The sequence below is a fragment of the Pseudomonas sp. C321 genome (genome assembly GCF_055407105.1).
Window position 1 is genome coordinate 1 of record NZ_JBUZRB010000010.1, and the last position, 25,379, is coordinate 25,379.

At 59.2% G+C, this 25,379-nt stretch carries 24 protein-coding genes and 3 pseudogenes; 17 read left to right on the plus strand and 10 right to left on the minus strand.

Going from position 1 to position 25,379, the window contains the following annotated elements:
- Together ACZRJ6_RS22775 and ACZRJ6_RS22780 are read left to right on the plus strand one after the other, a co-directional pair.
- A partial coding sequence (locus ACZRJ6_RS22775; protein WP_463970297.1) for a ComEA family DNA-binding protein occupies window positions 1-188 on the plus strand: 188 nt, incomplete at its 5' end.
- A gap of 96 nt (window positions 189-284) precedes the next feature.
- Window positions 285-568, plus strand: a pseudogene (locus ACZRJ6_RS22780) (transposase); the annotation flags it as partial.
- A gap of 168 nt (window positions 569-736) precedes the next feature.
- On the opposite strand, the gene ACZRJ6_RS22785 reads toward ACZRJ6_RS22780, so the two are convergent.
- The 3 genes and pseudogenes from ACZRJ6_RS22785 to istA all read right to left on the minus strand — a co-directional run.
- Window positions 737-1,468: a dTDP-4-amino-4,6-dideoxyglucose formyltransferase gene (locus tag ACZRJ6_RS22785; RefSeq protein WP_463970296.1), complete on the minus strand. Its 732-nt coding sequence runs from the start codon at window positions 1,466-1,468 to the stop codon at window positions 737-739.
- On the minus strand, window positions 1,465-1,776 hold the full coding sequence (locus ACZRJ6_RS22790) for a DegT/DnrJ/EryC1/StrS family aminotransferase (protein ID WP_463993559.1): 312 nt from the start codon (window positions 1,774-1,776) through the stop codon (window positions 1,465-1,467). Before ACZRJ6_RS22790 ends, ACZRJ6_RS22785 begins: the two co-directional genes overlap by 4 nt.
- 30 nt (window positions 1,777-1,806) lie before the next feature.
- Window positions 1,807-2,800, minus strand: a pseudogene (istA, locus tag ACZRJ6_RS22795) (IS21 family transposase); the annotation flags it as partial.
- 337 nt (window positions 2,801-3,137) lie between these two features.
- Between istA and ACZRJ6_RS22800 the strand changes: the two are divergent.
- Window positions 3,138-3,473, plus strand: a complete 336-nt coding sequence (locus ACZRJ6_RS22800; protein WP_463970295.1) for a ComEA family DNA-binding protein — start codon at window positions 3,138-3,140, stop codon at window positions 3,471-3,473.
- A gap of 27 nt (window positions 3,474-3,500) precedes the next feature.
- On the opposite strand, the gene ACZRJ6_RS22805 is transcribed toward ACZRJ6_RS22800, so the two are convergent.
- Complete coding sequence (locus tag ACZRJ6_RS22805; protein WP_463970294.1) at window positions 3,501-4,091, minus strand: TetR/AcrR family transcriptional regulator; 591 nt, start codon at window positions 4,089-4,091, stop codon at window positions 3,501-3,503.
- Window positions 4,092-4,248: 157 nt separating this feature from the next.
- On the opposite strand from ACZRJ6_RS22805, the gene ACZRJ6_RS22810 reads away from it, so the two are divergent.
- Both ACZRJ6_RS22810 and ACZRJ6_RS22815 read left to right on the plus strand, forming a co-directional pair.
- Entirely contained in the window at window positions 4,249-4,893 is a 645-nt protein-coding gene (locus ACZRJ6_RS22810) for a GntR family transcriptional regulator (RefSeq protein WP_463970293.1), read from the plus strand.
- 15 nt (window positions 4,894-4,908) lie between these two features.
- Entirely contained in the window at window positions 4,909-5,760 is an 852-nt protein-coding gene (locus ACZRJ6_RS22815) for an urea carboxylase-associated family protein (protein WP_463970292.1), read from the plus strand.
- Between the two features lie 15 nt (window positions 5,761-5,775).
- Here ACZRJ6_RS22815 and ACZRJ6_RS22820 read toward each other — a convergent pair whose 3' ends face one another.
- Both ACZRJ6_RS22820 and eat read right to left on the minus strand, forming a co-directional pair.
- A complete protein-coding gene (locus ACZRJ6_RS22820) occupies window positions 5,776-5,943 on the minus strand; it encodes a DUF2897 family protein (protein ID WP_463970291.1) in 168 nt (55 codons plus the stop codon).
- Window positions 5,944-6,054: 111 nt separating this feature from the next.
- On the minus strand, window positions 6,055-7,419 hold the full coding sequence (eat, locus tag ACZRJ6_RS22825) for an ethanolamine permease (protein ID WP_463970290.1): 1,365 nt from the start codon (window positions 7,417-7,419) through the stop codon (window positions 6,055-6,057).
- A gap of 1,009 nt (window positions 7,420-8,428) precedes the next feature.
- Between eat and kdpF the strand changes: the two genes are divergently transcribed.
- The 6 genes from kdpF (at window position 8,429) to ACZRJ6_RS22855 (ending at window position 16,490) form a co-directional block, all read left to right on the plus strand.
- The gene (kdpF, locus tag ACZRJ6_RS22830; RefSeq protein ID WP_003218754.1) at window positions 8,429-8,518 is read left to right on the plus strand and encodes a K(+)-transporting ATPase subunit F; all 90 of its coding nucleotides are present in this window, start codon (window positions 8,429-8,431) and stop codon (window positions 8,516-8,518) included.
- An 8-nt stretch (window positions 8,519-8,526) separates the two neighbouring features.
- The gene (gene kdpA, locus ACZRJ6_RS22835) at window positions 8,527-10,221 is read left to right on the plus strand and encodes a potassium-transporting ATPase subunit KdpA (RefSeq protein WP_463970289.1); all 1,695 of its coding nucleotides are present in this window, start codon (window positions 8,527-8,529) and stop codon (window positions 10,219-10,221) included.
- A gap of 12 nt (window positions 10,222-10,233) precedes the next feature.
- Complete coding sequence (gene kdpB / locus ACZRJ6_RS22840; protein WP_178114535.1) at window positions 10,234-12,291, plus strand: potassium-transporting ATPase subunit KdpB; 2,058 nt, start codon at window positions 10,234-10,236, stop codon at window positions 12,289-12,291.
- 102 nt (window positions 12,292-12,393) lie between these two features.
- Entirely contained in the window at window positions 12,394-12,939 is a 546-nt protein-coding gene (gene kdpC, locus ACZRJ6_RS22845; protein WP_463970288.1) for a potassium-transporting ATPase subunit KdpC, read from the plus strand.
- A 156-nt stretch (window positions 12,940-13,095) separates the two neighbouring features.
- Window positions 13,096-15,747: a DUF4118 domain-containing protein gene (locus tag ACZRJ6_RS22850; protein ID WP_463970287.1), complete on the plus strand. Its 2,652-nt coding sequence runs from the start codon at window positions 13,096-13,098 to the stop codon at window positions 15,745-15,747.
- A gap of 47 nt (window positions 15,748-15,794) precedes the next feature.
- The gene (locus ACZRJ6_RS22855) at window positions 15,795-16,490 is read left to right on the plus strand and encodes a response regulator (protein ID WP_149414333.1); all 696 of its coding nucleotides are present in this window, start codon (window positions 15,795-15,797) and stop codon (window positions 16,488-16,490) included.
- 42 nt (window positions 16,491-16,532) lie between these two features.
- Here the strand turns inward: ACZRJ6_RS22855 and ACZRJ6_RS22860 are convergent, their stop codons facing one another.
- Window positions 16,533-17,570 (minus strand): patatin-like phospholipase family protein, encoded by a 1,038-nt coding sequence (locus tag ACZRJ6_RS22860; RefSeq protein WP_463970286.1) that lies wholly within the window; start codon window positions 17,568-17,570, stop codon window positions 16,533-16,535.
- A 217-nt stretch (window positions 17,571-17,787) separates the two neighbouring features.
- On the opposite strand from ACZRJ6_RS22860, the gene ACZRJ6_RS22865 reads away from it, so the two are divergent.
- The 3 genes from ACZRJ6_RS22865 (at window position 17,788) to ACZRJ6_RS22875 (ending at window position 19,822) form a co-directional block, all read left to right on the plus strand.
- Complete coding sequence (locus tag ACZRJ6_RS22865; RefSeq protein ID WP_133098887.1) at window positions 17,788-18,066, plus strand: hypothetical protein; 279 nt, start codon at window positions 17,788-17,790, stop codon at window positions 18,064-18,066.
- An 82-nt stretch (window positions 18,067-18,148) separates the two neighbouring features.
- Window positions 18,149-18,922, plus strand: a complete 774-nt coding sequence (locus ACZRJ6_RS22870; protein ID WP_463970285.1) for a CHAD domain-containing protein — start codon at window positions 18,149-18,151, stop codon at window positions 18,920-18,922.
- A 102-nt stretch (window positions 18,923-19,024) separates the two neighbouring features.
- The gene (locus ACZRJ6_RS22875) at window positions 19,025-19,822 is read left to right on the plus strand and encodes an acyl-CoA thioesterase (RefSeq protein WP_463970284.1); all 798 of its coding nucleotides are present in this window, start codon (window positions 19,025-19,027) and stop codon (window positions 19,820-19,822) included.
- A gap of 31 nt (window positions 19,823-19,853) precedes the next feature.
- Here ACZRJ6_RS22875 and ACZRJ6_RS22880 read toward each other — a convergent pair.
- From ACZRJ6_RS22880 to ACZRJ6_RS22890, 3 genes and pseudogenes are all read right to left on the minus strand, one after another.
- Window positions 19,854-20,090: pseudogene (locus ACZRJ6_RS22880) on the minus strand (Mpo1-like protein); the annotation flags it as partial.
- 114 nt (window positions 20,091-20,204) lie between these two features.
- Window positions 20,205-21,686 (minus strand): methyl-accepting chemotaxis protein, encoded by a 1,482-nt coding sequence (locus tag ACZRJ6_RS22885; RefSeq protein ID WP_463970283.1) that lies wholly within the window; start codon window positions 21,684-21,686, stop codon window positions 20,205-20,207.
- A 110-nt stretch (window positions 21,687-21,796) separates the two neighbouring features.
- A complete protein-coding gene (locus tag ACZRJ6_RS22890) occupies window positions 21,797-22,618 on the minus strand; it encodes a TatD family hydrolase (RefSeq protein WP_463970282.1) in 822 nt (273 codons plus the stop codon).
- A 235-nt stretch (window positions 22,619-22,853) separates the two neighbouring features.
- Between ACZRJ6_RS22890 and ACZRJ6_RS22895 the strand changes: the two genes are divergently transcribed.
- From ACZRJ6_RS22895 to ACZRJ6_RS22905, 3 genes are all read left to right on the plus strand, one after another.
- Window positions 22,854-24,275: an MltF family protein gene (locus ACZRJ6_RS22895; RefSeq protein WP_463970281.1), complete on the plus strand. Its 1,422-nt coding sequence runs from the start codon at window positions 22,854-22,856 to the stop codon at window positions 24,273-24,275.
- Between the two features lie 102 nt (window positions 24,276-24,377).
- Window positions 24,378-24,812: a DoxX family protein gene (locus tag ACZRJ6_RS22900; RefSeq protein ID WP_149414341.1), complete on the plus strand. Its 435-nt coding sequence runs from the start codon at window positions 24,378-24,380 to the stop codon at window positions 24,810-24,812.
- Between the two features lie 250 nt (window positions 24,813-25,062).
- Window positions 25,063-25,371 (plus strand): class I SAM-dependent methyltransferase, encoded by a 309-nt coding sequence (locus ACZRJ6_RS22905; protein ID WP_463970280.1) that lies wholly within the window; start codon window positions 25,063-25,065, stop codon window positions 25,369-25,371.
- The last annotated feature ends 8 nt before the right edge of the window (window positions 25,372-25,379 follow it).

Consider the following 25,379-nt stretch of genomic DNA (forward strand, 5'->3'; position numbering starts at 1 on the left):
GTCGGGACGCATCATGGTTGCTGGCTCCTGAAAGAGATCGGGAGCACAGCTTCAGGCTTCAACTAGCGGATTTAAATGTGGGCACGGTGGATCGCTTACCGTTCACGGCGGTGGACGAGTTGCTGGAAGTGAAAGGGATCGGCAAGTCGCTTCTGGAGAAGAATCGCGACAGGCTGGAAATCAAATAACGCGCAGCAGCCAAGCCAAGATGCCGGTCATTGACCGGCCTTCTTTCTGCTTGTGATTTCTGCATTCGCCTGCACTTTCAGATTTCCACGCTAAATCGCAAGATGATCTGGTCGGTTGCCGCCCGTCCAAGCAGCTATAAAAAGCACGGAAAAAAGAGTTTGATCGGTCGTATGCGCCGCAATATTGAGTATGCGAAAGCGCAGGTGTGGGCTAAGGTTGAACATCCGTTTCGTGTGATCAAGCGCCAGTTTAGCTATACGAAAGTGCGTTTCCGTGGTCGGGCAAAAAAAACATCGCGCAGCAGGCGACATTGTTTGCCTTGTCGAACCTGTGGATGGTGCGAAAACGGTTTATGGGTATGGGCGAGGTGCGCCTGTAATGTGGGCCAATGGCCCTGAAAAGGCACGATTATTGGAAATAATCATGAGTTAAGAGCAAAAAAGGTCTGATTTTTCGACCCGCTTGAATTTTTTGAACCTCAGGCAGCGAGGGCATCAAAAATCGCTGGGTACTTCAGACCTTCCTTAAGAAAGTAAGCCTATAGCCATTATTGATGCTGGAGAGAAATTCGCACTATAACCTTATTCCCATTTTCATCAAAAAAGTATGCATTACCAAACTTCCCATGGGTCAACGCACGCAGTAAATCAATATGCTCGCCAAGAGTCGCGCTGGACTCGAGATCCAGTCGGCAGATATCTTTAAAGTCCTTAATTGAATTATAGTTTCCGGGGCTTGTAGTTGGTTTCGCAACGTAGTTCCCATTCAAAATATCTTTAATATGCGCCGAAAGCAGTTCCTTTTCCTGAAGCACCACCCTATTATAAACGTCCAGGGATGTATCGCTACTCCCCACAAACGCCTCTGCTTGGAATATTACAGGACCACTATCAACGTCAGCATCCATTAAGTGAACAGTTGCACCTATCGGCATTTTATTAATAATACTAAATACTTGCGGATACCAGCCGCGATTATAAGGATTCAACCCCGGATGTATATTAATGCAAGTAACCTGCTCAACCAAACTAACAGGAAATATTTGCTTGCAATGCAAAGACAAAACTATATCATACGCATTGATTATTTTTTCTATACATGAAGAGTCCTTCATGTCGATCTGGACAGCTCCTTTGTCCAAAAACAAATCACCAGCCTTATTCAGTATCGTGTAGGCATAGGTAAGCTCAACATTGGTTTCTTTCAGCTCACGCTGGAGTTCATTCTGAAAAAAACTCACCAGTTCTAAATTATCAGATACCACCAGTACTTTTTTCATACTACGCCCTTAATAACATTTACGATTCGAGCCATCTCAGATACCTTAATATTCGGGTATATCGGCAGACACAGAGCCCGCAACGAAATTTTCTTGGTCACGGGTAAGTTGGCATCTTTTGCAGGCGGCATACTTCTATACATGGGGAGCTCGCTGATTAACGGAAAAAAATACCGCCTTGCAAAAACATTATGCTCTCTTAACTTAGAGTATAACTGATCTCGACTCAAGGGATAACTAGACTCTACCAAAATCGGAAAATATGAATAGTTCGCGATGGGTTGGCCGCTCTCTTCAACAACTTTTATGCCAGCCCCCCCTCAATTCCGAACGATAAGGTAGTCGATGTGTACCCGCACCTTTTTCCATTCGGCGTAGACGTAAGGGTGTTCCGGCAGCGGTTGCAGCGCCGGTTGGTCGATGCTCTCGAAGGCTGACCAGCGTGAGCCGGGCAGCTTCTTGAAGGGCTTCTGGTTGAGGCGATCCAGCAGCAGTCCGATTGCTGTGTTGAGTTCGCCCAACGAGAAGAACTGGCGGTTGCGCAGCACCGCCAGGATCCAGCGCTCAACCACTTGGACGCCGACTTCAACCTTGGCTTTGTCCCTGGGTTTACGCGAGCGCGCAGGCAGCACGGCCACGCCGTAGTGCTCGGCCAGATCGCGGTAGCTGGGGTTGATGTCGGGCTCGTAGCGATGTGCCTTGGTGACGCCGCTGCGCAGGTTGTCCGGCACCAGGATCTGCGATGTGCCGCCAAGAAAAGCGAAGCAACGGGCGTGCGAGCCCAGTCAGTCGGGTAGTTTCTGCGACCAGGTGGCCTCGGCGAAGGTGTAGCTGGACGCGCCGAGGACGGCAACGAATATCTGCGTCTGGCGGATCTGCCGGTTTGCCGATCAATGACCGGCACGGTCTGGCCCGCGTAATCGACAAACAGCTTTTCACCAGCACGGTGTTCCTGGCGCATGCCCCGTCGACCTTGGCGACCCAGAGGCGGTAGTGCTCGCAGAACCAGCTGTACTGGAAGCCTTGCGGGTGGCTGAGTCGATACTCTTGCCAGAGCAAAGCCAGGGTTACACCGGGGCGGCGTAATTCAGCGTGGACATGAGCCCAATCAGGCATCGGCCGTTGATCGCTGGGGAGGTCGGGTGGTGGTGGGTAAAGACACTGCTGCAACTGCGCATCGCTCGCTGCGAACGGCCAAGTCAGCCCGCTGGCAGCAAAACGATTGAGGTAATCACCGATGGTTGCGCGCCCCACTTGCAAGCTGACCGCGATCTGGCGAGCAGACAGGCCGACCTCGAACTTGAGACGTAGCACTTCCTTAATTTTACGCATGGATAACCGCTCCACGACGACCTCTCTGCTTCGATACAAGAGGTCGATGGTAGTGAATTAATCCTGCGTTGCTGCCTGCCTTTTGGGTGGCCGGATGGCCATGGAGCGGGTGGCCGGATGCTCGTGGAATCAGCAGTCGTGACCGCTTCGGCATCGGTGCCGCAAAAGCCAAGGTGATCATCGTATTGGTATGCATGGGCACATGCATCGGTGATGTCCTGCATGAATTTCACACCCTGCAACACCCCCATTTTTGACTATCCCCAAACATCACCTAAGTTTGAAAAGCAGCTTCGGAAAAGCTGCTTTTCTCACTGATGTCATGGAGTGTCTCTATATGCGTAAAGCCTGTTTTTCATCTCTGGTTTTTGCTGTCCTCACCAGCATTTCACTGGCTGTCAGCGCAGCCCCGTCAGCCAAACCCGAGGCTCTCACCCCCATCGCCTCCCAAATGTCCAAGGCCGAGCAAACCACTGCCAAGGTCAATCTCAACACTGCGGATGTGGAAACTCTGAGGCGTGACCTGTTCGGTATTGGCTCAGCGAAGGCCAAGGCGATTGTCGCCTATCGTGAAACCAGTGGCCCGTTCACGGCGGTGGACGAGTTGCTGGAAGTGAAGGGGATCGGCAAGTCGCTTCTGGAGAAGAATCGCGACAGGCTGGAAATCAAATAACGCGCAGCAGCCAAGCCAAGAGGCCGGTCATTGACCGGCCTTCTTTCTGCCTGTGATTTCTGCATTCGCCTGCACTTTCAGATTCCCACGCACCACCTCCAGAATCCGCGCCGCCAACGCCTCACTCTCGACGCTACGCGCCAACACCAGCGCCCCCACCAGTGTCGACATCATCATCAAGCCTTGCTCATCAGCATTCGTGCTGCCCAACGCAGCTTCAATTTGCGTGAGCCTCGCGCCAAGCACTGCATCGGTGGTGGCGCTGTTTTGCCCGCGTTGCCCCAGTTCTGAAGACATGGTGGGTAATGGGCAACCTTTATCTGGCGACGTCTGGTGCCATTCGGAAAGGTAGCTGTCGATGAACGCTTCCAGTGGTTGTTCCTGGCTGAACAACATCTCGCAATGGGCGTCGAGTTCTTCGCCTGCCGCTTGCAAGGCCTTTTCCACCAATTCGTCCTTGGACTTGAAGTGCGCATAGAACCCGCCGTGGGTCAGGTTCAGCGCTTTCATCAGCGGTTGCAGGCCGGTGGCACCGATGCCGTCGCGGCGGAACCGTACCGAGGCCTCTTTAATGATGCGCTGGTGGGTTTGGGCTTTGTGGTCGAGTGAATAGCGCATTAGAGCGGCCTCCGAAACGTGGCCCATATTAACCAGGCTTTACGGCGGCTTCTCGGCTCTTTACAAAACTGCGCAACTCATTGGTGACCGGCGGCGAGCTTGGCATGAATAGTGATTACGGCTACAACAACGATTGTTGAACAATCATGAGGTGGCGATGAGTACCACATTGTCCTTGGCGGATCAGATTGCGCGGGAGTTGCGCGCGGACATCATTGGCGGTCGGCTGTTGCCGGGCATGGCGCTGGTTGAGAACGATCTGGTCAAGGCCTACAGCGCGTCGCGCAACACCATTCGCGAGGCGTTGCATCGTTTGGAGCAGGAAGGGCTGACCCGTTACGTGCGAAACAAAGGGGTGATGGTCCGGCGATTGGACATGGGGGAAGTGCGTGATCTGTTTGTAGTCCGTCGCACCCTGGAGTTGCAGGCCATTGCCAGCAGCAAGCCCTTGAGCGTCGATCAGTCCGAGCGCATGGACAACGCCCTCGACGCCACCACCCTGGCCCGTGAGAGGGAAGACTGGCGCGCGGTGGCGACCCACAGTCTGACTTTCCATCAGCAGATTGTCGGCCTGTTGTGCAGCCCGTTGTTCGATGAGTTCTTTGCCCAGGTCATTGCCCAACTGCGCCTGGTGTTTTGCGCTGCGCCCGATGAGCAACGTTTCCAGTCGCCCTGGCTTGAGCGAGATCGAGAGATTTACGCGCTATTGGTCCGAGGCAACAAACTGGCGGCGGGGGAGGCGATGAGCCTGTACCTGGATGATTCGGAACGCCTGTCGTTGGCCCTGTTTGCCCACCCCTGATCGAGGATTTGCCCAATGTACAAAGACTATCCCGCCGCTTACCAGGTCAGTAAAGGCTCGGCCTTGCAGGTCGACAAGGCATTTTATGAGCGGATTCGTGACGCTGCTGGTCAGCGCACGCTGATTGAGCAGTTCGAGGTGCCGATCCGGACGGGGAGGGCGTGGAAGGTGCCTGCCGGTCATGTGTTTCGCGTGACCACTCCGGTCGGGCCGCAGGTGGGGGATTTCAACGTGTGGAACGCCAACGACCCTCGCGAACGTCTGTGGGCGGCGCGCACTCGTCAGTTGCAGGGCGCTCATGTCAGTGTCCATGACCGGTTGTGGTCGAATCTGCCGTTCCTAAGGCCGCTGGTGACCATCACTGATGACAGCCTGGCCGGTTATGGCATTGATGAGCATGGCGGGCGCTTGCACGATTTGCTCGGCACCCGCTGCGACCCTTATGTGAACAAGATGCTCACCGGTGAGGACTTCCATCACCATTGCCATTCGAACCTGACGCGGGCGGTGTTACCCCACGGCCTGACGGAGTTCGATGTGCATGACGTGCTGAATATCTTTCAGTGCACTGGCCTGAATCACGACGACATGTATTTCATGAAGGCTTGCCCGGCGCAGAAGGGCGACTATCTGGAGTTTTTTGCCGAGATTGATTTGTTGTGTGCGCTGTCGACGTGTCCGGGAGGGGATCTGTCGTTGCCGATGTGGGGCCCCGATGCGCAAGACCCACTGACTGTGTGTCGTCCGTTAGGCGTTGAGATTTACCGCCTGGAAGATGAGCTGCTTCAAGGCTGGAGCCAGCCGGAACGTGCCGCCTATAAAGGGCAGCACGGTTTGCAGATTGCCAAGGCGGATTGGGAGCAGTAGCCCTCCCGCAAAAGGCTAGCGGTCCTGCGCGTCCTTGGCATCCGCTTGCGCGTTGCGCTCGGCCACGCGTTTGCGTTGTTCGTCGGTCAGTTCCACTGTGTGGGCGCTGTCTCGCAGCATCATCAAACCACCGACGATCGAACCGATAGCGACCGCCATAATCAACCAGGCATACCAGGGCATAAGGCTCTCCTTGAGGCCGACTGCAGTGGGGAAGATTTCCCACGGCAATAACAGCTTTGAGTAACGGGCTTTGTCAGTGGTTCCATTGTAGGCCCGTTCTGCCCTGCAGGTTTAGAGCCCGGTCAACATTGCGTCTGCCGGTGCATCGGCACGATCTTGTGCCGTGAGTTGGAAGTAGACAAAACCCACCGCCATAAAGCCCAGGAAGACCAGGCCGATCAGGGTGTTGAACCAGGCCATGGCCACCAGGCACACCAGCGCCAACACCAGGGCGATGCCCGGCACGATCGGGTAACCCGGCGCGCTGAAGGTGCGTTCCAGCAGCGGTTCGGTTTTGCGCAGCTTGAACAGGCTGAGCATGCTCATGATGTACATGACGATGGCGCCGAACACCGCCATGGTGATCATCGCTGCAGTGAGGGTCATGCCGCCCAGGTTGATCAGGCCGTCGCTGTAGATGGCAGCGATACCAACCACGCCACCGGCGATGATTGCCCGATGCGGTGTCTGAAAGCGCGACAGTTTGGCGAGGAAGGACGGCAGGTAACCGGCGCGGGCCAGGGCAAAGAACTGGCGCGAGTAGCCGAGGATGATCCCGTGGAAGCTGGCCACCAGGCCGAACAAGCCAATCCACACCAGCATGTGCAACCAGCCGGAGCTTTCACCGACCACGGTTTTCATCGCCTGGGGCAGTGGGTCGTTGATGTTCGACAGGGTGCGCCAGTCGCCCACGCCGCCGGCAAAGAACATGACGCCCATGGCCAGGATCACCAGGGTCAGGATGCCGCTGATATAGGCTTTGGGAATGGTGCGTTTTGGATCTTTCGCTTCTTCGGCGGCCATGGCGGCGCCTTCGATGGCGAGGAAAAACCAGATGGCGAACGGGATTGCGGCAAACATCCCGGCAATCGCTGGTGCACCGAAGGTGTCGGAGCCGGCCCAGCCGTTGAGAGCGAAGTTGCTGAAGCTGAAGGCGGGGGCGACCACGCCCATGAACACCAACAACTCAGCCACGGCGAGGACGCAGACTACCAGTTCAAAGGTCGCGGCCAGTTTGACGCCGAGAATGTTCAAACCCATGAACACAATGTAGGCACCGACGGCCGCGTGTTTGGGGTCCAGCGCCGGGAACTGCACGTTCAAGTAGGCGCCGATGGCCAGGGCGATGGCCGGCGGGGCGAAGACGAATTCGATCAGTGTCGCCAACCCGGCGATCAGGCCGCCTTTCTCGCCGAAGGCTCGGCGGCTGTAGGCAAAGGGTCCACCCGCATGAGGGATCGCGGTAGTCAGTTCAGTGAAGCTGAAGATAAAGCAGGTGTACATGGTGGCGACCATCAACGAGGTCACCAGGAAGCCCAGCGTACCCGCCACGCCCCAGCCATAGCTCCAGCCGAAATATTCCCCGGAAATCACCAGCCCGACGGCGATGCCCCATAAGTGCAAGGTGCCTAGGGTTGGTTTGAGTTGTGTGTTCATTGTGCTGCTCCCTGAACGGTTTGGAATGTTTCAAGGCATTGCAGCGGCCATGCCAGCCTGCAAATCAGTGTCGTAAAGTCGCTGAACTGTCGCCGGGAGGATGGTTTGGCGTTTGAATATTTTCTGTGGCGCACCAGATCAGGGCGTTGGTGCCTGGTCTGGCGCCATTGCGACATGGGTATCTACACATCTCTTGAGGGGGACGCCTAGTTCTTGCTCGCGAAAATCTGGGGGTGCCGTGGTGACTCAGGATGCCCGCGTTATCGTTAACGACCATCGCGAGCAAGCTCGCTCCTACAGATGGGGGCTATGTTCGCTTCAGATAGATCAAAAGCAGATCAAGGGCCAGCGTCAATCTGTTTTTTTGTAGGCGCGAGGGGGATGCCTAGTTCTTGCTCGTGAAGAACCTGAGGGTGCGGTGGTGATTCAGGATGCCCGCGTCATCGTTAACGTTTTTCGCGAGCAAGCTCGCTCCTACAGTGGCAGTAGATACGCTCTTGCTTCTCACCACTCAGGTCGGCTACCAGGCCGCCGTGCTCTTGCTTTTGATCTTGATCTTGATCTAAGGCGCCCCGTTAACCACGATGGCTGAACGCAGGCATTGATCCGTGGGTAAACCGGCAGGACGCCGGTTTAGCCGCGCTGGGCCAAGGATGGCCCATCGCGGCGGCCCACGGAGCAATGCCGGAGTGAAGGCATGCCGAGCCACAGCGAGGCACCGAGTGGTGGGGCAAGAGCCTTTGGTTACTTTGGGCTTTTCAAAGTGACACGCCGTAAGGGCGTAACCCCAAGCCGCCGTTACCGCAGCAACGGATATGTACCCAGCCCAGCCTTTGCTCCCACAGTTGATCAGCCCCCACTAACCCCCAAAGCCCCCTGTAACCTGCGCACAACCCCACTCTTTACGCGTTCTTTACGCCCTGCCCATACCCTCGCTCTCGTTCCTTTACGGTGCTCCTGCGGACAATACCCCCACACTCGGCAATCGCCGTACAACGGAGAAACTTCCATGAGCGTTCTGGACGGGGTGTCACTGCTATTGGCCGTGGCGCTGTTCATTTATCTGCTGGTTGCGCTGTTACGCGCGGATCGGAACTAGGAGCGGCTATGTACAGTTATGACTATTGGCTGATCATCGCCTTCTTTGCCGTGGTACTGGTTCCGGCGCCATTTCTGGGGCGGTTCTACTACAAGGTGATGGAAGGCCAGCGAACCTGGCTGACCCCGGTTTTCGGCCCGGTGGAGCGCGTGTGTTATCGCATCGCAGGCGTCGATGCGCAGGCCGAGCAGAGCTGGCAGAAATACGCCCTGGCTTTGCTTGCCTTCAACCTTGCGGGTTTCGTGCTGTTGTTCTCGATCCTGCTGTTCCAGGACTACCTGCCTCTTAACCCGCAGAAATTGCCGGGTCAGGAATGGACGTTGGCCTTCAACACCGCGGTCAGTTTCATGACCAACACCAACTGGCAGTCCTACAGCGGTGAAGCGTCCCTGAGCTACCTCAGCCAGATGGCCGGGCTCACCGTGCAGAACTTCGTCAGTGCCGCCACCGGCCTGGCCGTGTTGGTTGCGTTGTGCCGTGGCATCGGTCGCAAATCGGCTACTACCCTGGGCAACTTCTGGGTCGACATGACCCGCGCCACCCTCTACGGCCTGTTGCCGTTGTGCCTGGTGCTGGCGTTGTTCCTGGTCTGGCAGGGTGTGCCGCAAACCTTCGCCCACTACGTTGGCGCGGTGACGATGCAAGGCGTGGATCAAGTGATCCCGCTCGGGCCAGCAGCTAGCCAGATTGCCATCAAGCAATTGGGCACCAACGGCGGCGGTTTCTTCGGGGTCAACTCAGCGCATCCGTTTGAGGACCCGACCGCGTGGGCCAACCTGTTTGAAGTGGCCTCGATCATTCTGATTCCGGCGGCCCTGGTGTTCACTTTCGGTCACTACGTGAAAGACCTGCGTCAGAGCCGGGCGATCCTCGCTTGCATGCTGGCGTTGTTCCTGATTGGCGGCTCGGTGTCGCTGTGGTCTGAATACCAACCCAACCCAACCCTGAACAACGCCGCCGTCGAACAGACCGCGCCGCTGGAAGGCAAGGAATCGCGTTTCGGCACCACCGGCACTGTGTTGTGGTCAGTGACCACCACCGCTGCATCCAACGGTTCGGTCAACGGCATGCAAGACAGCCTTAGTCCGCTGAGCGGAATGGTAGCGCTGGTCAACATGATGGTCGGCGAAGTGATCTTCGGCGGTGTCGGTGCCGGCATGTACGGCATGTTGCTCAACGTACTGATTGCGGTGTTTCTCGCCGGATTGATGATTGGCCGCACCCCGGAATACCTGGGCAAGAAACTCCAGGCCAAGGAAGTGCAACTGCTGGTGGTGACCTTGCTGGTGATGCCGGTAGGCGTACTGGTGCTCAGCGCCATCGCCGCCAGCCTGCCTGGCCCTGCGGCGGCCGTCAGTAATCCTGGCCCCCATGGTTTCAGTCAGTTGCTCTATGCCTACACCTCGGCCGGTGCCAACAACGGGTCGGCGTTTGGTGGTTTCGGTGCCAACACCCCGTTCCACAACCTGATGCTGGGTCTGGGCATGTTGATCGGCCGCTTCGGCTACATCCTCCCGGTACTGGCCTTGGCCGGCAGCCTGGCGATGAAGAAGAGTGCACCGATTGGCCAGAACAGCTTCCCGACCCATGGCCCGCTGTTCGTGACCCTGTTGACCGTGACCATTTTGCTGGTGGGCGGCTTGACCTTCCTGCCGACGCTGGCGCTGGGTCCGATTGCTGAACACTTGAGTATGGGCTTCTAAGGGGATATGGAAATGAATATGCCTGCCAAAAATGCTGCCCCGGTGAAAGCCCCGGAGCCTACAAAAACCGCGATGTCGGCCCTGTGGCGCCCGGCGCTGATCCAGGCCTTCGTCAAGCTGGACCCGCGCCAACTGAAGCGCTCGCCGGTGATGCTGGTGGTCGAACTGACCGCGATTCTCACCACCGTCCTGTGCTTCATACCAGACGTCGCTGTGCCGACCTTTGTCGCCGTGCAAATCGCCGTGTGGCTGTGGTTCACCGTGCTGTTCGCCAACTTCGCCGAAGCCTTGGCTGAAGGTCGCGGCAAGGCCCGCGCCGACAGCCTCAAGGCTGGCAGCGAAGGCCTCAGTGCGCGGCGTAAGGAGGCCGACGGCAGCTTCAAGGTCGTCCCGGCTACCAGCCTGCGCAAAGGTGATGTGGTGCGTGTTGCCGCCGGGGAAATGATCCCTGGTGACGGCGAAGTCATCGAAGGGATTGCTGCGGTCAACGAAGCGGCCATCACCGGTGAATCTGCGCCAGTGATCCGCGAATCCGGCGGCGACCGTTCGGCCGTCACCGGTAACACCCGTCTGGTTTCGGACTGGCTGATGATCCGCATCACCGCCAACCCCGGTGAGTCGACGCTGGACCGCATGATCGCCCTGGTAGAAGGCGCCAAGCGCCAGAAAACCCCCAACGAAGTGGCGTTGGACATTCTGCTGATCGGCCTGACCCTGATCTTCCTGCTGGTGGTAGTGACCCTGCAACCGTTTGCCCACTTCGCCAATGGCAGCCTGCCGCTGGTGTTCCTGGTCGCACTGTTGGTGACGTTGATTCCTACCACCATTGGTGGCCTGCTGTCGGCCATCGGCATTGCCGGCATGGACCGCCTGGTGCGCCTGAATGTGATCGCCAAGTCTGGTCGCGCCGTAGAGGCTGCGGGGGACGTGCATGTGCTGTTGCTGGACAAGACCGGCACCATCACCTTCGGTAATCGTCGTTGCACTGCCGTGTATGCGGCCCCAGGTGTCAGCGGCAAGGAACTGGCCGAAGGCGCACTGCTGGCGTCCCTGGCTGACGACACCGCCGAAGGCAAGTCCATTGTCGAGTACCTGCGAGCCCTGCACCCGCAAGCCGAACCGTCGAGCGAAGAACTGACTAGCGTGCCGTTCAGTGCCGAAACGCGCTTGTCTGGTGTCGACTATCAAGGGCGCGTGTACCGCAAGGGCGCGGTGGATTCGCTGCTGGCCTTTATCGGTCTGCAACGTAGCGACCTGCTGCCGGCGCTGTCCCGTGAAATCGACAAGATCGCCCAGAGCGGCGGCACGCCGTTGCTGGTGTGCGCCGATGGCAAGTTGTTGGGGGCGATTCACCTCAAGGACGTGGTCAAGCCTGGCATTCGCGAGCGTTTCGCCGAGCTGCGCAAGCTGGGGATTCGCACGGTAATGGTGACCGGTGACAACCCGTTGACCGCTGCTGCGATTGCCGCCGAGGCGGGTGTCGATGACGTACTGGCCGAAGCCACACCGGAGAAAAAGCTGGCGCGCATTCGCCATGAACAGAACGACGGCCGCCTGGTCGCCATGTGCGGCGACGGCGCCAACGACGCCCCGGCGCTGGCCCAGGCTGACGTCGGCATGGCCATGAACGACGGCACACAAGCGGCCCGCGAGGCGGCGAACATGGTCGACCTCGACAGCGACCCGACCAAGCTGCTGGACGTGGTGCAGATCGGCAAGGAATTGCTGGTGACCCGTGGCGCGCTGACGACCTTTTCCATCGCTAACGACGTGGCCAAGTACTTCGCCATCCTGCCGGCGCTGTTCGCCTCGATCTACCCGCAACTGGGCGTGCTCAACGTGATGCACCTGAGCAGCCCGCAGAGCGCGATCCTCTCGGCCATCGTGTTTAACGCGCTGATTATTGTCGTGCTGATCCCGCTGGCCCTGCGCGGTGTGCGGGTGCAGGCGGCGAGTGCGGCGGCGTTGCTGCGTCGCAACCTGTTGATCTATGGCGTCGGCGGGCTTCTGGTGCCGTTCGTGGGGATCAAGGCGATCGACATGCTGTTGACGGCGTTGCACTTGGTTTAAGCCCTGTTGTGAGGGGACTTGTTGTGCCGAGAGGGGGTATCTCCTCTCCGAAAAAGCCTCTCACCACAACGCCGTTTTGTTCAACGAATTGAGGAATATGAAATGTCCAACATGATCCGCCCGGCCCTGAGCCTGCTGGTGTTGATGACCCTGATTACCGGCGTGGCTTACCCCCTGGTTGTCACTGGCGTGGCGCAAGTCGCCTTCCCTGACCAGGCCAATGGCAGCCTGATACGCGATGCCGACGGCAAGGTGCGCGGCTCCAGCCTGATTGCCCAGGACTTCACCGGCGACGACTGGTTCCACCCACGGCCGTCCGCCGGTGCCTTTGCTACCGTGGCCAGCGGCGCCAGCAACCTGGGGCCAAGTAACCCGGCACTGGCCACGCGGGTGTTTGACGATGCCAATAAATTGCTCGTCTCAAGCCAGGGGCCGGTGCCACTGGCGCTGCTGACTACCTCCGGCAGCGGTCTTGATCCACACTTGCCACCGCAAGCGATTGCCTATCAACTGGCGCGGGTCGCCGCCGCACGCAATCTGCCGGTGGCCACACTGGAGCGCTTGATGGCTGCTCACATTGAGCAGCCGCTGGTAGGGCCGCCAGTAGTGAATGTGCTGGAGCTGAACATGGCCCTGCAAGCGTTATAAGCAGTAGGCACCGCCAATCGCGGGCAAGCCCGGCTCCCACACTGATCTATGTTGAACGCAGAGTTGAGGTTCACAGCAGATCAAATGTGGGAGCCGGGCTTGCCCGCGATGACAGTCTGAAAAACTCTACATAAACACCAGAAGGAAACCCTGCGCATGAGCGACTCCGGCCGTGCCGATGCCCTGTTAGCCGATCTGCCCCGGGACGGCCGTGGCCGGCTCAAAGTCTTCCTCGGTGCCGCCCCAGGTGTGGGCAAGACCTACGCCATGCTTCAGGCTGCACACACTCAATTGCGCCAAGGTGTAAGGCTGATCGCCGGGATAGTGGAAACCCACGGCCGAGCTGAGACTGAAGCCTTGCTCAGCGGTTTGCCGCAGCAGCCTTTGCTACGCTCCGAGTACCGAGGCGTGATGCTGGAGGAAATGGACCTTGACGGTCTGCTCGCCGCCAAGCCCAAGCTGGTACTGGTGGACGAACTGGCCCACAGCAACGCCCCTGGCAGCCGCCACGAAAAGCGCTGGCAAGACATCCAGGAACTGCTCGCAGCTGGTATCAACGTCTTCACCACGGTCAACGTCCAGCACCTGGAAAGCCTCAACGATCAGGTGCGCGGCATCACCGGCGTGCAGGTGCGCGAAACCCTGCCCGACTGGGTGTTGCAGGAAGCCGATGAACTGCTGCTGATCGACCTGCCATCCCGCGAGCTGCTGGAGCGTCTGCGGGACGGCAAAGTCTACGTGCCGGAACAGGCCCGTGCGGCCATCGATGCGTTTTTTACCCAGACTAACCTCATGGCTCTGCGCGAGTTGGCGATGCAAACCGCCGCCGCCCACGTCGATGACGATCTGGCCCAGGGTTATCGACAACTGGGCCAGGCTGCGCCCGCCGTGCGCGGGCGCTTGCTGGTGGGTGTCGATGGCGATGCCCACGCCGAGCGCCTGGTACGCCACGCCAGCCGCGTAGCCCAGCGTCGGCATCTGCCCTGGAGCCTGGTGCATGTCGACAACGGCCGTGTACAGGATGAGCGATCACGCCTGCATCTGCAAAACGCCCAGCAACTGGCCGAACGGCTTGGCGGCGAGGTGGTGTTGCTACGCGCAGGCGAAGTGGCCAAGACCTTGATCCAGCATGCCGCCGAGCGCCGTGCCAGCCTGGTGCTGGTGGGGCAGTCGCGACCACGCTGGCAGCGCACGCTGTTCGGTGGCGGGCTGGCGGCGCGGTTGTTGCGTAACGCGCGGGGCCTGGAAATCAACGTCCTCGACAGCGATGAAGCACCGGCCCCGCCACGCTTGCCCGATGTGCGTGGGCTGGTGTGGTTCGACTACCTCCTGGCACTGCTGGCGACGGTACTGGCCACCGGGTTGGCCTGGGCGGTGTCCAGCGTCTTGCCGTTGCCCAACATCTCTCTGGTGTTCCTCGCCGCCGTGCTGCTGGTAGCGGTGCGCAGCAGTCTTGGCCCGGCGCTGGCCTGTGCGGCGCTGTCGTTCTTGACCTATGACTTCTTGTTTATTCCGCCGAATTTCTCCTTCGCTATCCAGCGTGAAGAAGACGTGCTGACCCTGTTGTTCTTCCTGCTGATGGCGGCGTTGACCGGCAACCTGGCTGCGCGCCAGCGTCGGCAATTGCAGGCGCTGCGCGAAACCCAGGAAGAAACCAGCGAACTGTTGGATTTGTCGCGCAAACTCACCGCTGCCACCGATCGCCAGGCGGTGATCAGTGCGGCGGCCCATCACCTGGAAGGCTCGAGCGACTTGCAATTGTGCCTGGTCAATCGCGATGGGCAGGGCGACTGGAAGATCGAGACCGGTGGCCCGATCACCTTTACCGAGGCCGAGCGCGCCGCCGCCGACTGGGCCTGGCAACACGATCAGCCAGCGGGGATGGGCACCGGTACCTTGCCATTTGGTCGTTGGTGGTGGTGGCCGTTGTCCGGCGAAGAGGGCCCTTTGGGCTTGCTCGGTGTCAGCCCGAAAGCCGGCCTGGAACTGAGCGGTCAGCGTCGTCGTTTGCTCATCGCCTTGAGCCAACCGCTGGCCCAGGCGTTGGCCCGTGCGCAGTTGGCCCAGGAGCTGGAAGCGGCCCGCTTGCATGGTGAAACCGAGCAGCTGCGCAGCGCTTTGCTGGCGTCGGTGTCCCATGATTTACGCACACCACTGACCTCCATGCGCGGCAGCATCGACAGCCTGCTGGCTCTTGGCGAAGCCATTCCCCTGGAAGATCGCCGGGAACTGCTGGAAGGCACCCGCGATGAAGCCGAACGCCTGGACCGTTACATCCAGAACCTGCTGGACATGACCCGCCTCGGCCACGGCGCCTTGAAGCTGGCGCGCGATTGGGTGTCGCCCGGCGATATCGTCGGCAGTTCCCTGGGCCGGTTGCGGGCGGTGCTGGCGCCGTTGCAGGTGACCACCGACGTGCCAGTCGAGTTGCCGTTACTGTATGTACACGCTGCCTTGATTGAGCAGGCGCTGGTCAATGTGCTGGAAAACGCCGCGCGCTTTTCCCCTCCTCATGGGCGTCTGCAACTGCGCGCGGGTGTTGTTGAAAAGGAATTGTTTTTCTCCGTCAGCGACGAAGGCCCAGGGATTCCCGAGGATGAGCGTGCGAAGATTTTCGACATGTTCTACACCGCCGCAAGGGGTGATCGCGGCGGGCAGGGAACCGGGCTTGGCCTGGCGATCTGCCTGGGCATGGTCGGTGCCCACGGCGGGCATATCAGCGTGGCTGAGGGCATCGAAGGGCAGGGCACGTGCATCACCCTGTTCCTGCCATTGCAGACTCAACCCGGCCTGGAAAGTGAACCTTGAACCCAGGTACGCTACTCTCTTCTATAAACGGATTTTGATTGGACACCATGAGCCAGACTGCGACGATTTTGGTCATTGACGACGAACCGCAGATCCGCAAATTTTTGCGCATCAGCCTGGCTTCTCAGGGCTATAAAGTGATTGAAGCCGGCACCGGCAATGAAGGACTGGCCCAGGCGGCGTTGAGCAAGCCGGACCTGCTGGTGCTGGACCTTGGCCTGCCAGACATGGACGGCCAGCAAGTGCTGCGCGAGTTTCGCGAGTGGTCGACGGTGCCGGTGCTGGTGCTGTCGGTTCGCGCCAGTGAAGGGCAGAAGGTCGAGGCGTTGGACAATGGCGCCAATGACTATGTGACCAAGCCTTTTGGCATCCAGGAGTTTCTGGCGCGGGTGCGGGCTCTGTTACGCCAGGCTCCGGGGGGGGAGGCTCAGGAAGCGGCGCTGAATTTTGGCCCGTTGACCGTGGACCTTGCCTATCGCCGGGTATTGCTGGACGGTGCCGAGGTGGCGCTGACCCGTAAAGAGTATGCGGTGCTGGCGCAACTGGCGCGTCATCCAGGGCGGGTCATCACGCAACAGCAATTGCTCAAGGACATCTGGGGGCCAACCCATACCGAAGACAGTCACTACCTGCGGATTGTGGTCGGGCATCTGCGGCAGAAGCTGGCGGATGATCCCACCCAGCCGAGGTTTATCGTGACCGAGGCCGGAGTGGGGTATCGGTTATTGAACCCTGAGACCTGATAGATTCCTGTTGCCTGTACCTTTTTCTCGTAGCAGCAAATCTCAGTGCTGCTCACTTTCATACCGGTCCAAGGTATCACTGGCAATTTGCCGGCCCAGTTCGATCAGCTCCGGCGCCTTATAGAACTCGAAAAACCGGCACACCCGCTTGGGCACGTTGATCAGGATATCCGGCGGGTAGCCGGCGATCTTGTACTGCGCCAATGAGGTCTGCATCACCTCGAAACTCTGGTTGATCAAATCCAGCAGCGATGCGGGTCCTACGTTGTCGATGATGAACGAACCCGTGGCGGACTTTGGCGCACCGGCCATTTCCGGGGCTGCGGCCGGTTGTTGGGCTTCAGGTTCGGCGGAGTCCAGCCACGGATTGATGTCGGCGGCCTGGGCCAGCAGGGCTTCCTGTTCCAGCAGCAACAACTGTTCGGCCTGCTTGCGGCGAAACGGCAAGTGCGAACCCAGCGACCGCACCAGGTTATCGAACCGGCTTTTGAAAGCGGGCGGGCGCTGGATCACCGGCAACCGGTAGTGCTTCTGGTTGGTGGAGTTAAGGTTGACCGCGATGATCAGGTCGCAATGGCTCGACACCACGGGCACGATGGGCAGCGGGTTCAGCAGGCCACCGTCCACCAGCATGCGGTTGCCCTGCATCACGGGCGTGAACAGGCTGGGAATCGCTGCCGATGCGCGCATGGCCTGATGTAGGCAACCTTCCTGGAACCAGATTTCCTGCTGGTTAGTCAGGTCGGTGGCCACGGCGGTGTAGGGAATGCGCAGGTCTTCGATATTGATCTCGCCGACGATCTTGCGGATCTGCCCGAAGACCTTCTCGCCGCGTATCGCCCCCAGGCGAAAGCTGACATCCACCAGGCGCAGTACATCGAGATAATCGAGGCTTTCGATCCAGTTTCGATAGTCCTTGAGTTTGCCTGCGGCATAGATTCCGCCGACCACGGCGCCCATGGAGCAGCCGGCGATACAGGCGATGTCATAGCCGCGCTTTTCGATCTCTTCGATCACCCCGATATGGGCGTAGCCCCGTGCGCCGCCGGAGCCCAGGACCAATGCAACACGTTTCTTCATGACTCGTTCCTTCGCAAAACAGGTACCCACAATGCACCTATCGTGGGGGTTGCTTCAATCCTAGCTGACTGGCGCTATTATTTTTGTAAACTGAGCAGTTTGCTCGGGTATGCTCTGGCAATTGGCATTGTGCATTTCAGGCTGTGCGATGAGGCACTTTTTGATGTAGATACCGTCTACATCCCACGACTGTTTTTCTTTTCTTGAGGTGTCATTGATGAAAGCCTGGATGTGTTTGCCTGTGATCGTACTGGCGTTGGCTGGTTGTGCGGGAAAGACGGCCTATCGTGATAGCTGCGCTACGCAGTTGGACGCTGCCTGGCACGAGCTTGACCTGGCCAAGGCCGAAGGCTTTGCTGGCACTATCAGTTACTCCAAGGCCCTGTCCCTGCTGACCGGCGCCAAGACCCAGCAACAATTTGAAGCGTTCGAAGGTTGCTCCAACAAAGCCGAGAAAGCCCGTTTCTATATTCGTGAGTCTCGTGCCGGGCGTTGACTTGTAGCAGCTGTCGAGTGACGCGAGGCTGCGATAGTAGCTTTGTGCAAACAGGGACTTTTATCGTTGAGGAGAGCAAAGGATGTCAGCCTTGGTAGATCAGTTAGTCGCTCAGGTCATTGGCCTGGAAGTGGGGTTGCTGAGCTGCCAGGCTCGCCTTGCTAATGTCACTGACGATGAAGCGCTGCATGATCTGCGCACCACGGTGCGGCGCCTGCGCAGTCTGTTGCGGCCGTTACGCGGGTTGCCCGGTGTTGAACAACTCGAAGCTGCCGCCAGCGGCATCGGCCAACTGACTACACCGTTGCGGGACCGTGAGGTGTTGGCGGCCTATCTTCACCTCCACGGCCATCACGAGGCGGCCGACCGACGCACCCGTCAACAGCCGGCGGCTTATCGTCAGGTGGCCCAAGGCCCGGAACTGGCGCAGCTGCTGTTGATCATTGATGCATTCCCTCGCTTTATCCGCGCTTCCCAGCGCCAGAAATTGCTCAAGGGCCTGCGCCCTCGTATCGAAAAACGCCTGGCCAAGCAATGGCAGAAACTGGACGAGGCATTACACGACCCCAGCCACGATCGCCATCGCCTGCGCCTTTTGATCAAGCGCGTGCGCTATGCAGCCGAGGCGTACCCGCAACTGGGCAAATTGCCTGCGAAGGCGATGTCCCACCTCAAGTCCGCCCAAGGGGCATTGGGTGATTGGCATGACTGTTGGCAGTGGCTGGCCCAAGCCGAACACCAGGCAGATTTGCAGCCCTGTGTTGCGGTTTGGCACCGGACTATGGCCGAGGCCGAAGGGCACGCGGATCGGGTGTTGGATAAGCTGAGTGCGGACTGTTTCTCGAGCAAGGCTTAGTCCGCGGCTTATCTGTCCGGGTTTTTGGCCGTAATAAGTGCTGTACCGCGCAGCTTGGGTGGTTAAGATCCCTCAATCGTTTTTCTGTCGATTGAGGTTGCCATGCGCTTTAGTGATTTGCTTGACGCCGTCCGCCATAATCCCTTGGATGTGTCGATCCCTGCCGAATGGGCCCAGGGCCGCGCCACCTTTGGCGGACTGGTCGCCGCCTTGCAATACCAAGCCTTGCGCGCTCGTGTGCCAGATGATCGTCCGCTGCGATCGTTGGCCATTACCTTTGTCGGTCCTGTGGCACCGGATGTATCCGCACGTTATGAAGTCGAAGTGCTGCGTGAAGGCAAGGCGGTCAGCCAGTTGCAGGGCCGCGTTGTGCAAAACGGTGAAGTGATGACCCTGGTGCAGGCCAGCTTCGGCGCCTCGCGGGAGTCGCAGATTAGTGTGGTGGCCGAGCCTGCACCCACCTTCAAACACTGGGATGAATGCCAGGAGTTGCCCTATATTAAAGGCGTGACACCCGAGTTCATGCGTCATCTGGCAATGCGTTGGAGTGTCGGCGGCTTGCCGTTCACCGGCAATAAGTCCCGCGACATGGGCGGCTGGGTGCGCTTGCGTGGGGATGTGAAAGAGGAGCCGCTGACCGAGGCGCATATCCTGGCGCTGGTGGATGCCTGGCCGCCAGCCTTGTTGCCGCACCTGAGCAGGCCGGCGCCGGGCAGCACCTTGACGTGGACCATCGAGTTTATCCAGCCGCTGCAGCAAGTCAGCACCCTGGACTGGTGCCAGTACCACGTTGAGATCGAACACGCCCGCGACGGCTATGGTCATGCCGCGGCCGCGCTGTGGAGCCCGCAGGGTCAGTTGATCGCGCTGAGCCGCCAGACCGTGGTGGTGTTCGCCTGAAGTCCAGTTAATGCCGGTGGCGCTGACGCCAGGCCTGGGCTTCCAGGCTGTGGCCATGACGTTGCAGTGCCAGGCCGGCCAGCACGCCGACCACGCCGATGGCAAAACTGGCGAGGCTCAGGCTGAACACCCCAGACACAATCAGCAGAAAACCGATGATGAACAGCGGTACGGCAATCAGGTGCAATACCAGATTGGTCGGGTGCTGGTGGTTTTGCGGGTAGGCGCGCCATTGCCAGGCGGGGAGATTGGGATGACGTTTACCCATGATGGTGAATCCTCTGTCCGTTGAAACAACTTGAACAGAGTTTAGGTCGGGCGGGGGGCTTGGGCGAATCAAGGCTGGCTATGAGGGTTATAGCTTCGCCAACCTTGAAAACTGTTACAGCTTCAACTGCCCAATCGCCTTGTTCAATTCCCCGGCCAATGTCGCCAGCTTATTACTGGTAGTCGCTGAATCCAGCGTCTGTTGCACGGTGTTTTCGGTGACATCACGGATACCCACTATCGCCCGATTCATCTCTTCGGCGACGTGGCTTTGCTGTTCGGCGGCGACGGCGATCTGGGTGTTGCTCTCGCGCATTTGCGCCACGGCCCTGGTGATTTGCGCGAGCGCAACGCCAGCTTCCTGAGCTTGTTGCACACAATCATCGGCCTTGAACGAGCTTTCCTGCATAAAGTCCACCGCGTCCCGAGTCCCGGCCTGCAAGTCCGAGACCATGCGGGTGATTTCATCGGTGGAACTTTGCACCCGCTTGGCGAGGCTGCGCACCTCGTCGGCGACCACGGCAAAGCCTCGGCCCATTTCCCCGGCACGGGCGGCTTCGATGGCGGCGTTGAGGGCCAGCAGGTTGGTCTGTTCGGCGATGCTGTGGATCACGCCGACCACTGCATTGATTTTCTGACTGTCTTCGGCCAGCTTCTGGATCGTCTCGGCGGTCTGCTGTACGCCTGTGGAGAGTCCGGCAATCGACTTTTGTACACGGCTCACCACTTCCTGGCCGCTGCCGGCGAGGGTGTCGGCGGCCTGGGACAAGTCGCGGGTAGCACCGGCGTGCTGGGCGATGTGATACACGGTGGCGGTCATTTGATTGATCGCCGTAGCGGCCTGGTCGGTTTCGCTTTGCTGGCCAAGCATACCGTGACGAACGTCATTCATGCTGCTGGCCAGGCGCGCGGCGCCGTCGTCCAACTGCTTGGCGGTGTACGCCACGGTGTTGACCACCCGTTGATAGCCCGCCTGCATGGCGTTAAAGGCACTCGCCATTTGCCCGACCTCGTCCTTGCAGGCCAAGGGCACGCGGGTCGAGAGGTCGCCGGTTTTTTCCACGTGCAGCATCACGTCTTTCAAGGTGTTGAGGTGGCTGAGTAGAAAGCGGATCAACAACTGCGAGGCGCAGAGCATCGCCAGCATCAGGATCATTACCGCCACCGCATAGCTGGCGAAACGCTCGGTGAACACCTGGCTCAGGCTGGGTCCATAGGCCAGCACGGCCACTTGCTGGCCGTCCGGACGAGCGACCACTTCGGCGCCTATCAATGAGTTGTCGCCGAACAGCGGCATATGGCTGAACTCGACCCAACCGCTGGCCGTGCTCAGGGCTGAAAGATTCTGGTCCGCCAATTCCGGGATGTGGCCACGGCGATAGGTCAGCCAGTGTTCGCCCTTGGGCAGCGTTTGCCCGGCGGGCCAGGCGCTGAACAATCGTCCTTGAGCCTGGGCCGAGGCCTGGGAGGCGTGGCTGCGTGCCTGTTGCTCCAATTGCACTGCGTACAACACCAGCAGCAGGGTGGTGATGAAAGCGACGGCATTGACGGCCCAGAATTTGTACTTCAACGATATATTGCTAAGCCAGGCACCCATGGAAGGTTTTCTCTGATAGCGGAAATAGCATAGGCAAGGTGCCAGTATTATGCCGCTATTCAGTGAAAGGGTTTTGATATGGGTCAATGGGCCGCGCCAATGACGTCGCGTCAATTCGGCACAGGCAAGTCAATAACAGGCAATCCGAAAAAGTCCCTGGCGCAGGCGGTGCTGTGTTGGGCCAGGTCTTCCACACTTTCTTCCCGATGCAAGGCGACCTCACGCAAGACTTCCGGCAGATAGGCCGGCTCGTTACGGCCGTTTTTCGGCTTGGGCCGCAGCGTGCGCGGCAGCAGGTAGGGCGCATCGCTTTCCAGCATCAGGCGACCCCTTGGGATTTCCCTGACAAGAGGATGAAGGTGCGTCCCACGGCGCTCATCGCAGATCCAGCCGGTGATGCCAATATGCAGGTCCAGGTCGAGGTAGCTGAACAAGGCCCGCTGTTCTCCGGTGAAACAGTGCACCACCGCCGCAGTCAGGTGATCGCGGTAGTCCCGCAGGATTTCCAGCAGGCGCTGGCTAGCGTCCCGCTCGTGAAGAAATACTGGCAATTTCAGCTCTACAGCCAGGGCCAGGTGCTCTTCGAGGACTTTTTCCTGCAGGGCGCGTGGCGAGAGGTCCCGGTTGAAATCCAGCCCGCATTCGCCGACGGCACGCACGCTACTTTCCTTGAGCAACCCGCGCAATTGTTGCGCGCTATCGGCGTTCCAATCGCTGGCGCTGTGGGGGTGAATGCCGGCGGTGGCAAACAACCGTTGGCCGCTTTCATCCAGCCGTTGGCACAATTCCAGGGCCTGCTCACTGCCTTCGATGCTGGTGCCGGTGAGGACCAGTTGGCTCACCCCGGCGGCGTAGGCGCGGTCGAGTACCGCCTGGTGCTTGTCGTCGAAACTTGGGTTGGTCAGGTTGACGCCAATATCAATGAGTTGCATGGTGCTATCTCCGCCTGCGGCCGGAAAGCATATCAGAGCTGTAGATTTATAAGAAAAGCCAAGAACTACAACGAGTTAAAGCTGTCTTTGAATGTCGTGAGTGGCGCTGTGGTTGGCCGAGTGCCTGCTACTATGCCACCCTTGCGTCCAAAGCCTGCGCTCACAGCGCTCTGTTTCTGTCCCCCAACGCTTCGTATTTCGCGACGCAATGGGCAGTATCCTTTGCGGAGAGCGGATGATCCGACCCTCGGTGTTGCTCATGCTGTGCCTGACGTTACTGCTGCCCCCGGCGGCGGTTGCGCGTCTGGACGGGCCGCTGGAAGTGACCAAACCGAGCAAGGTTCGTGATCTGGCCGAGATTCGCAGCAGTCGAACCTTGCGGGTGCTGGTCAACCAGAGCCGCAACAGCTCCGGCGAAGTCCAGGGCCAGCCCATTGGTGTCGAATACCATCGCCTGCGGGCCTTTGAGCAATACCTCAACGGCCACGCCCGTGACGGTCAGGAAATCAACCTCAAGATCATTCCCAAAGCCAAGGATCAACTATTGGGCGCGCTGGCCCGTGGCGAGGGTGACCTGGTGGCGCCCGGCGAACTACTGGACGCCACCGCAGCGCACAAGATCAGCACCAGCGAGCCGATTGTCAGCGACGTGCCGCTGTGGCTGGTGGGGATCAAGGGCGAGCGACGGTTTACCCGATTGGAGCAGTTGTCCGGCCGAACCCTGGCCCTGACCACCGGCAGCGCGGCAGGTGAGGCGGTGAACCAGATCAACCAGAAGCTGGCACTGCGCAAGCTGCCGCCGGTCAAGGTGGAGTGGGTTGATCCCAGCCTTGCGGTGGAGGACGTGCTGGAGATGGTCCAGGCCGGTATCTTTCACCTGACTATCGTCGAGAAGCCGATTGCCGAGCGTTGGTCGAAAATCCTGCCCAAACTGCGTTTCGATCGGCAAGTAGCAATCAGCGAGCCGGGCGAGGAGTACTGGTTCGTACGGCAGGACGCCTCGATGCTGCGGGCGAGCATCGACCGCTTCCTAAAAACCTACAAGACTCCGTCCGATCAGGATGTGGCGTTCCAGCGCATCTACCGGCGCCTTTATCAAGTGCGTTACCCATTGGCGCGGGCTGATCGCCAGCGTCTGGAGAAGCTGCGCCCGGTTCTGCAAAAACACGCTCGCGAGCAGGGCATGGACTGGCTGAACCTGGCGGCGCTGGCCTTCAAGGAATCGTCCCTTAATCCAGGCGCTAAAAGCGGCAGCGGCCCCACTGGCCTGATGCAGATCACTCCGTCGGCGGCCCAGCGGGTGGGGGTCAACAATATCCAGACGCTGGACAACAATGTGCAGGCGGGCGCGCGCTACCTGGCGATGATCCGCCGCAAGTTTTTTGCCAGCCCCAAGCTCAATGAGCGTGAGCGCATGGCCTTCGTCCTGGCGGCCTATAACATGGGGCCGGAGCGGGTACAGGGTATGCGTGCCGAGGCGCGGCGCCGAGGCTTGAACCCGAACCAGTGGTTCTTCCAGGTTGAGCGCATTGCCATGGAGCAGGTAGGAATGGGCGGTGTCAGCTATGTTAATAGCGTTAACAAGTACTACTTGGCGTTCGATCGGGAGCGGGACTCCCTCGAACCGCCAACGGCGAAGATCGCCTCACGCAAGTAATCGATAAATTAGATATTAATAAGGCAATATTTCGGCTTTTATCATTGTTTAAACTGATTAATATAGCGACCAACCCACCCTACATTGAAAAGGATTCCCAGCATGAGCCCATTGATCAAAAGCGTTCTGTCCACTCGCGCCGGCTACGGTCTGACGGTTCTGCGGATTTTTGTCGGCATCATCTTCGCCGCCCACGGTTCGCAAAAGCTCTTCGGCTGGTTTGGCGGTGGCGGCCTGGCCGGTACGGCGCAGTGGATGGAAAGCATCGGCCTGGCGCCAGGTACCTTGATGGCGCTGTTGTCGGGCGGTACTGAGTTCTTCGCAGGCTTGGCACTGATCATCGGCCTCCTGGCTCGCCCGGCGGCGTTGGGCCTTACCATCGTCTCGCTGGTGGCGATCTTCTCGGTGCATATCCATAACGGTTTGTTCATGGCCAACAATGGCTACGAGTTCGCCCTGGCGCTGTTGGGCGGTACTGTTGCGGTGCTGCTCGAAGGTGCTGGCAAATTGTCTGCCGACCGCGCCATCGCTAACTGATTAAGCTGCAAGTTCCCCCAAAGGCCCGCCCCGTGCGGGCCTTTTCGTTGATCGGGATTCTTGACACCTCCCCATCGGCTTCTCTAGGATGTTGCCCATGCGCCGATTTAAACAGCTAATTGCGGGGCGCCACAGGTGACTCAATACAGTCCCGACAGAAACCTGATCCAGGTTTCGAAATACCGCTAAAGCGCTGGTTCGGTGTTGCCTCCCACCTGCCTGCAGACTTTTGAGGCAGAGACACGACACAATGAATGCACCTCACCCTCTTTTACGCTTGGCCCCGATCACTGCGGGCCTGACTCAGCGCAACCCGAAAATCCTCTTGGGTGGTAAGCACCAGCCGACGCTATTGCGCTATCTGGATGGCTGGCCCCGTCGCACCGGCCGGCCTTCGGCTTTTTTGATCCAGTTTGTCGAGGACGGCGAGTCACTTGCCCGCTTTGCCACCAACAGCTTTGACCTGGCGGTGATTCAGGCTCCCTGCGCGGCCGATGCTGTCGAGGTTATCCGCCACTTGACTCGTATTGCACGGCAAGGACTGATCACGCGACGTTAATCGGCCCT

Bases quoted from the DNA above. Each gene is read 5' to 3' on its own strand.
- ACZRJ6_RS22785 (WP_463970296.1), bottom strand. From the start codon at position 1,468: ATGAAAAAAGTACTGGTGGTATCTGATAATTTAGAACTGGTGAGTTTT.
- ACZRJ6_RS22800 (WP_463970295.1), top strand. From the start codon at position 3,138: ATGCGTAAAGCCTGTTTTTCATCTCTGGTTTTTGCTGTCCTCACCAGC.
- ACZRJ6_RS22805 (WP_463970294.1), bottom strand. From the start codon at position 4,091: ATGCGCTATTCACTCGACCACAAAGCCCAAACCCACCAGCGCATCATT.
- ACZRJ6_RS22810 (WP_463970293.1), top strand. From the start codon at position 4,249: ATGAGTACCACATTGTCCTTGGCGGATCAGATTGCGCGGGAGTTGCGC.
- ACZRJ6_RS22815 (WP_463970292.1), top strand. From the start codon at position 4,909: ATGTACAAAGACTATCCCGCCGCTTACCAGGTCAGTAAAGGCTCGGCC.
- ACZRJ6_RS22820 (WP_463970291.1), bottom strand. From the start codon at position 5,943: ATGCCCTGGTATGCCTGGTTGATTATGGCGGTCGCTATCGGTTCGATC.
- eat (WP_463970290.1), bottom strand. From the start codon at position 7,419: ATGAACACACAACTCAAACCAACCCTAGGCACCTTGCACTTATGGGGC.
- kdpF (WP_003218754.1), top strand. From the start codon at position 8,429: ATGAGCGTTCTGGACGGGGTGTCACTGCTATTGGCCGTGGCGCTGTTC.
- kdpA (WP_463970289.1), top strand. From the start codon at position 8,527: ATGTACAGTTATGACTATTGGCTGATCATCGCCTTCTTTGCCGTGGTA.
- kdpB (WP_178114535.1), top strand. From the start codon at position 10,234: ATGAATATGCCTGCCAAAAATGCTGCCCCGGTGAAAGCCCCGGAGCCT.
- kdpC (WP_463970288.1), top strand. From the start codon at position 12,394: ATGTCCAACATGATCCGCCCGGCCCTGAGCCTGCTGGTGTTGATGACC.
- ACZRJ6_RS22850 (WP_463970287.1), top strand. From the start codon at position 13,096: ATGAGCGACTCCGGCCGTGCCGATGCCCTGTTAGCCGATCTGCCCCGG.
- ACZRJ6_RS22855 (WP_149414333.1), top strand. From the start codon at position 15,795: ATGAGCCAGACTGCGACGATTTTGGTCATTGACGACGAACCGCAGATC.
- ACZRJ6_RS22860 (WP_463970286.1), bottom strand. From the start codon at position 17,570: ATGAAGAAACGTGTTGCATTGGTCCTGGGCTCCGGCGGCGCACGGGGC.
- ACZRJ6_RS22865 (WP_133098887.1), top strand. From the start codon at position 17,788: ATGAAAGCCTGGATGTGTTTGCCTGTGATCGTACTGGCGTTGGCTGGT.
- ACZRJ6_RS22870 (WP_463970285.1), top strand. From the start codon at position 18,149: ATGTCAGCCTTGGTAGATCAGTTAGTCGCTCAGGTCATTGGCCTGGAA.
- ACZRJ6_RS22875 (WP_463970284.1), top strand. From the start codon at position 19,025: ATGCGCTTTAGTGATTTGCTTGACGCCGTCCGCCATAATCCCTTGGAT.
- ACZRJ6_RS22885 (WP_463970283.1), bottom strand. From the start codon at position 21,686: ATGGGTGCCTGGCTTAGCAATATATCGTTGAAGTACAAATTCTGGGCC.
- ACZRJ6_RS22890 (WP_463970282.1), bottom strand. From the start codon at position 22,618: ATGCAACTCATTGATATTGGCGTCAACCTGACCAACCCAAGTTTCGAC.
- ACZRJ6_RS22895 (WP_463970281.1), top strand. From the start codon at position 22,854: ATGATCCGACCCTCGGTGTTGCTCATGCTGTGCCTGACGTTACTGCTG.
- ACZRJ6_RS22900 (WP_149414341.1), top strand. From the start codon at position 24,378: ATGAGCCCATTGATCAAAAGCGTTCTGTCCACTCGCGCCGGCTACGGT.
- ACZRJ6_RS22905 (WP_463970280.1), top strand. From the start codon at position 25,063: ATGAATGCACCTCACCCTCTTTTACGCTTGGCCCCGATCACTGCGGGC.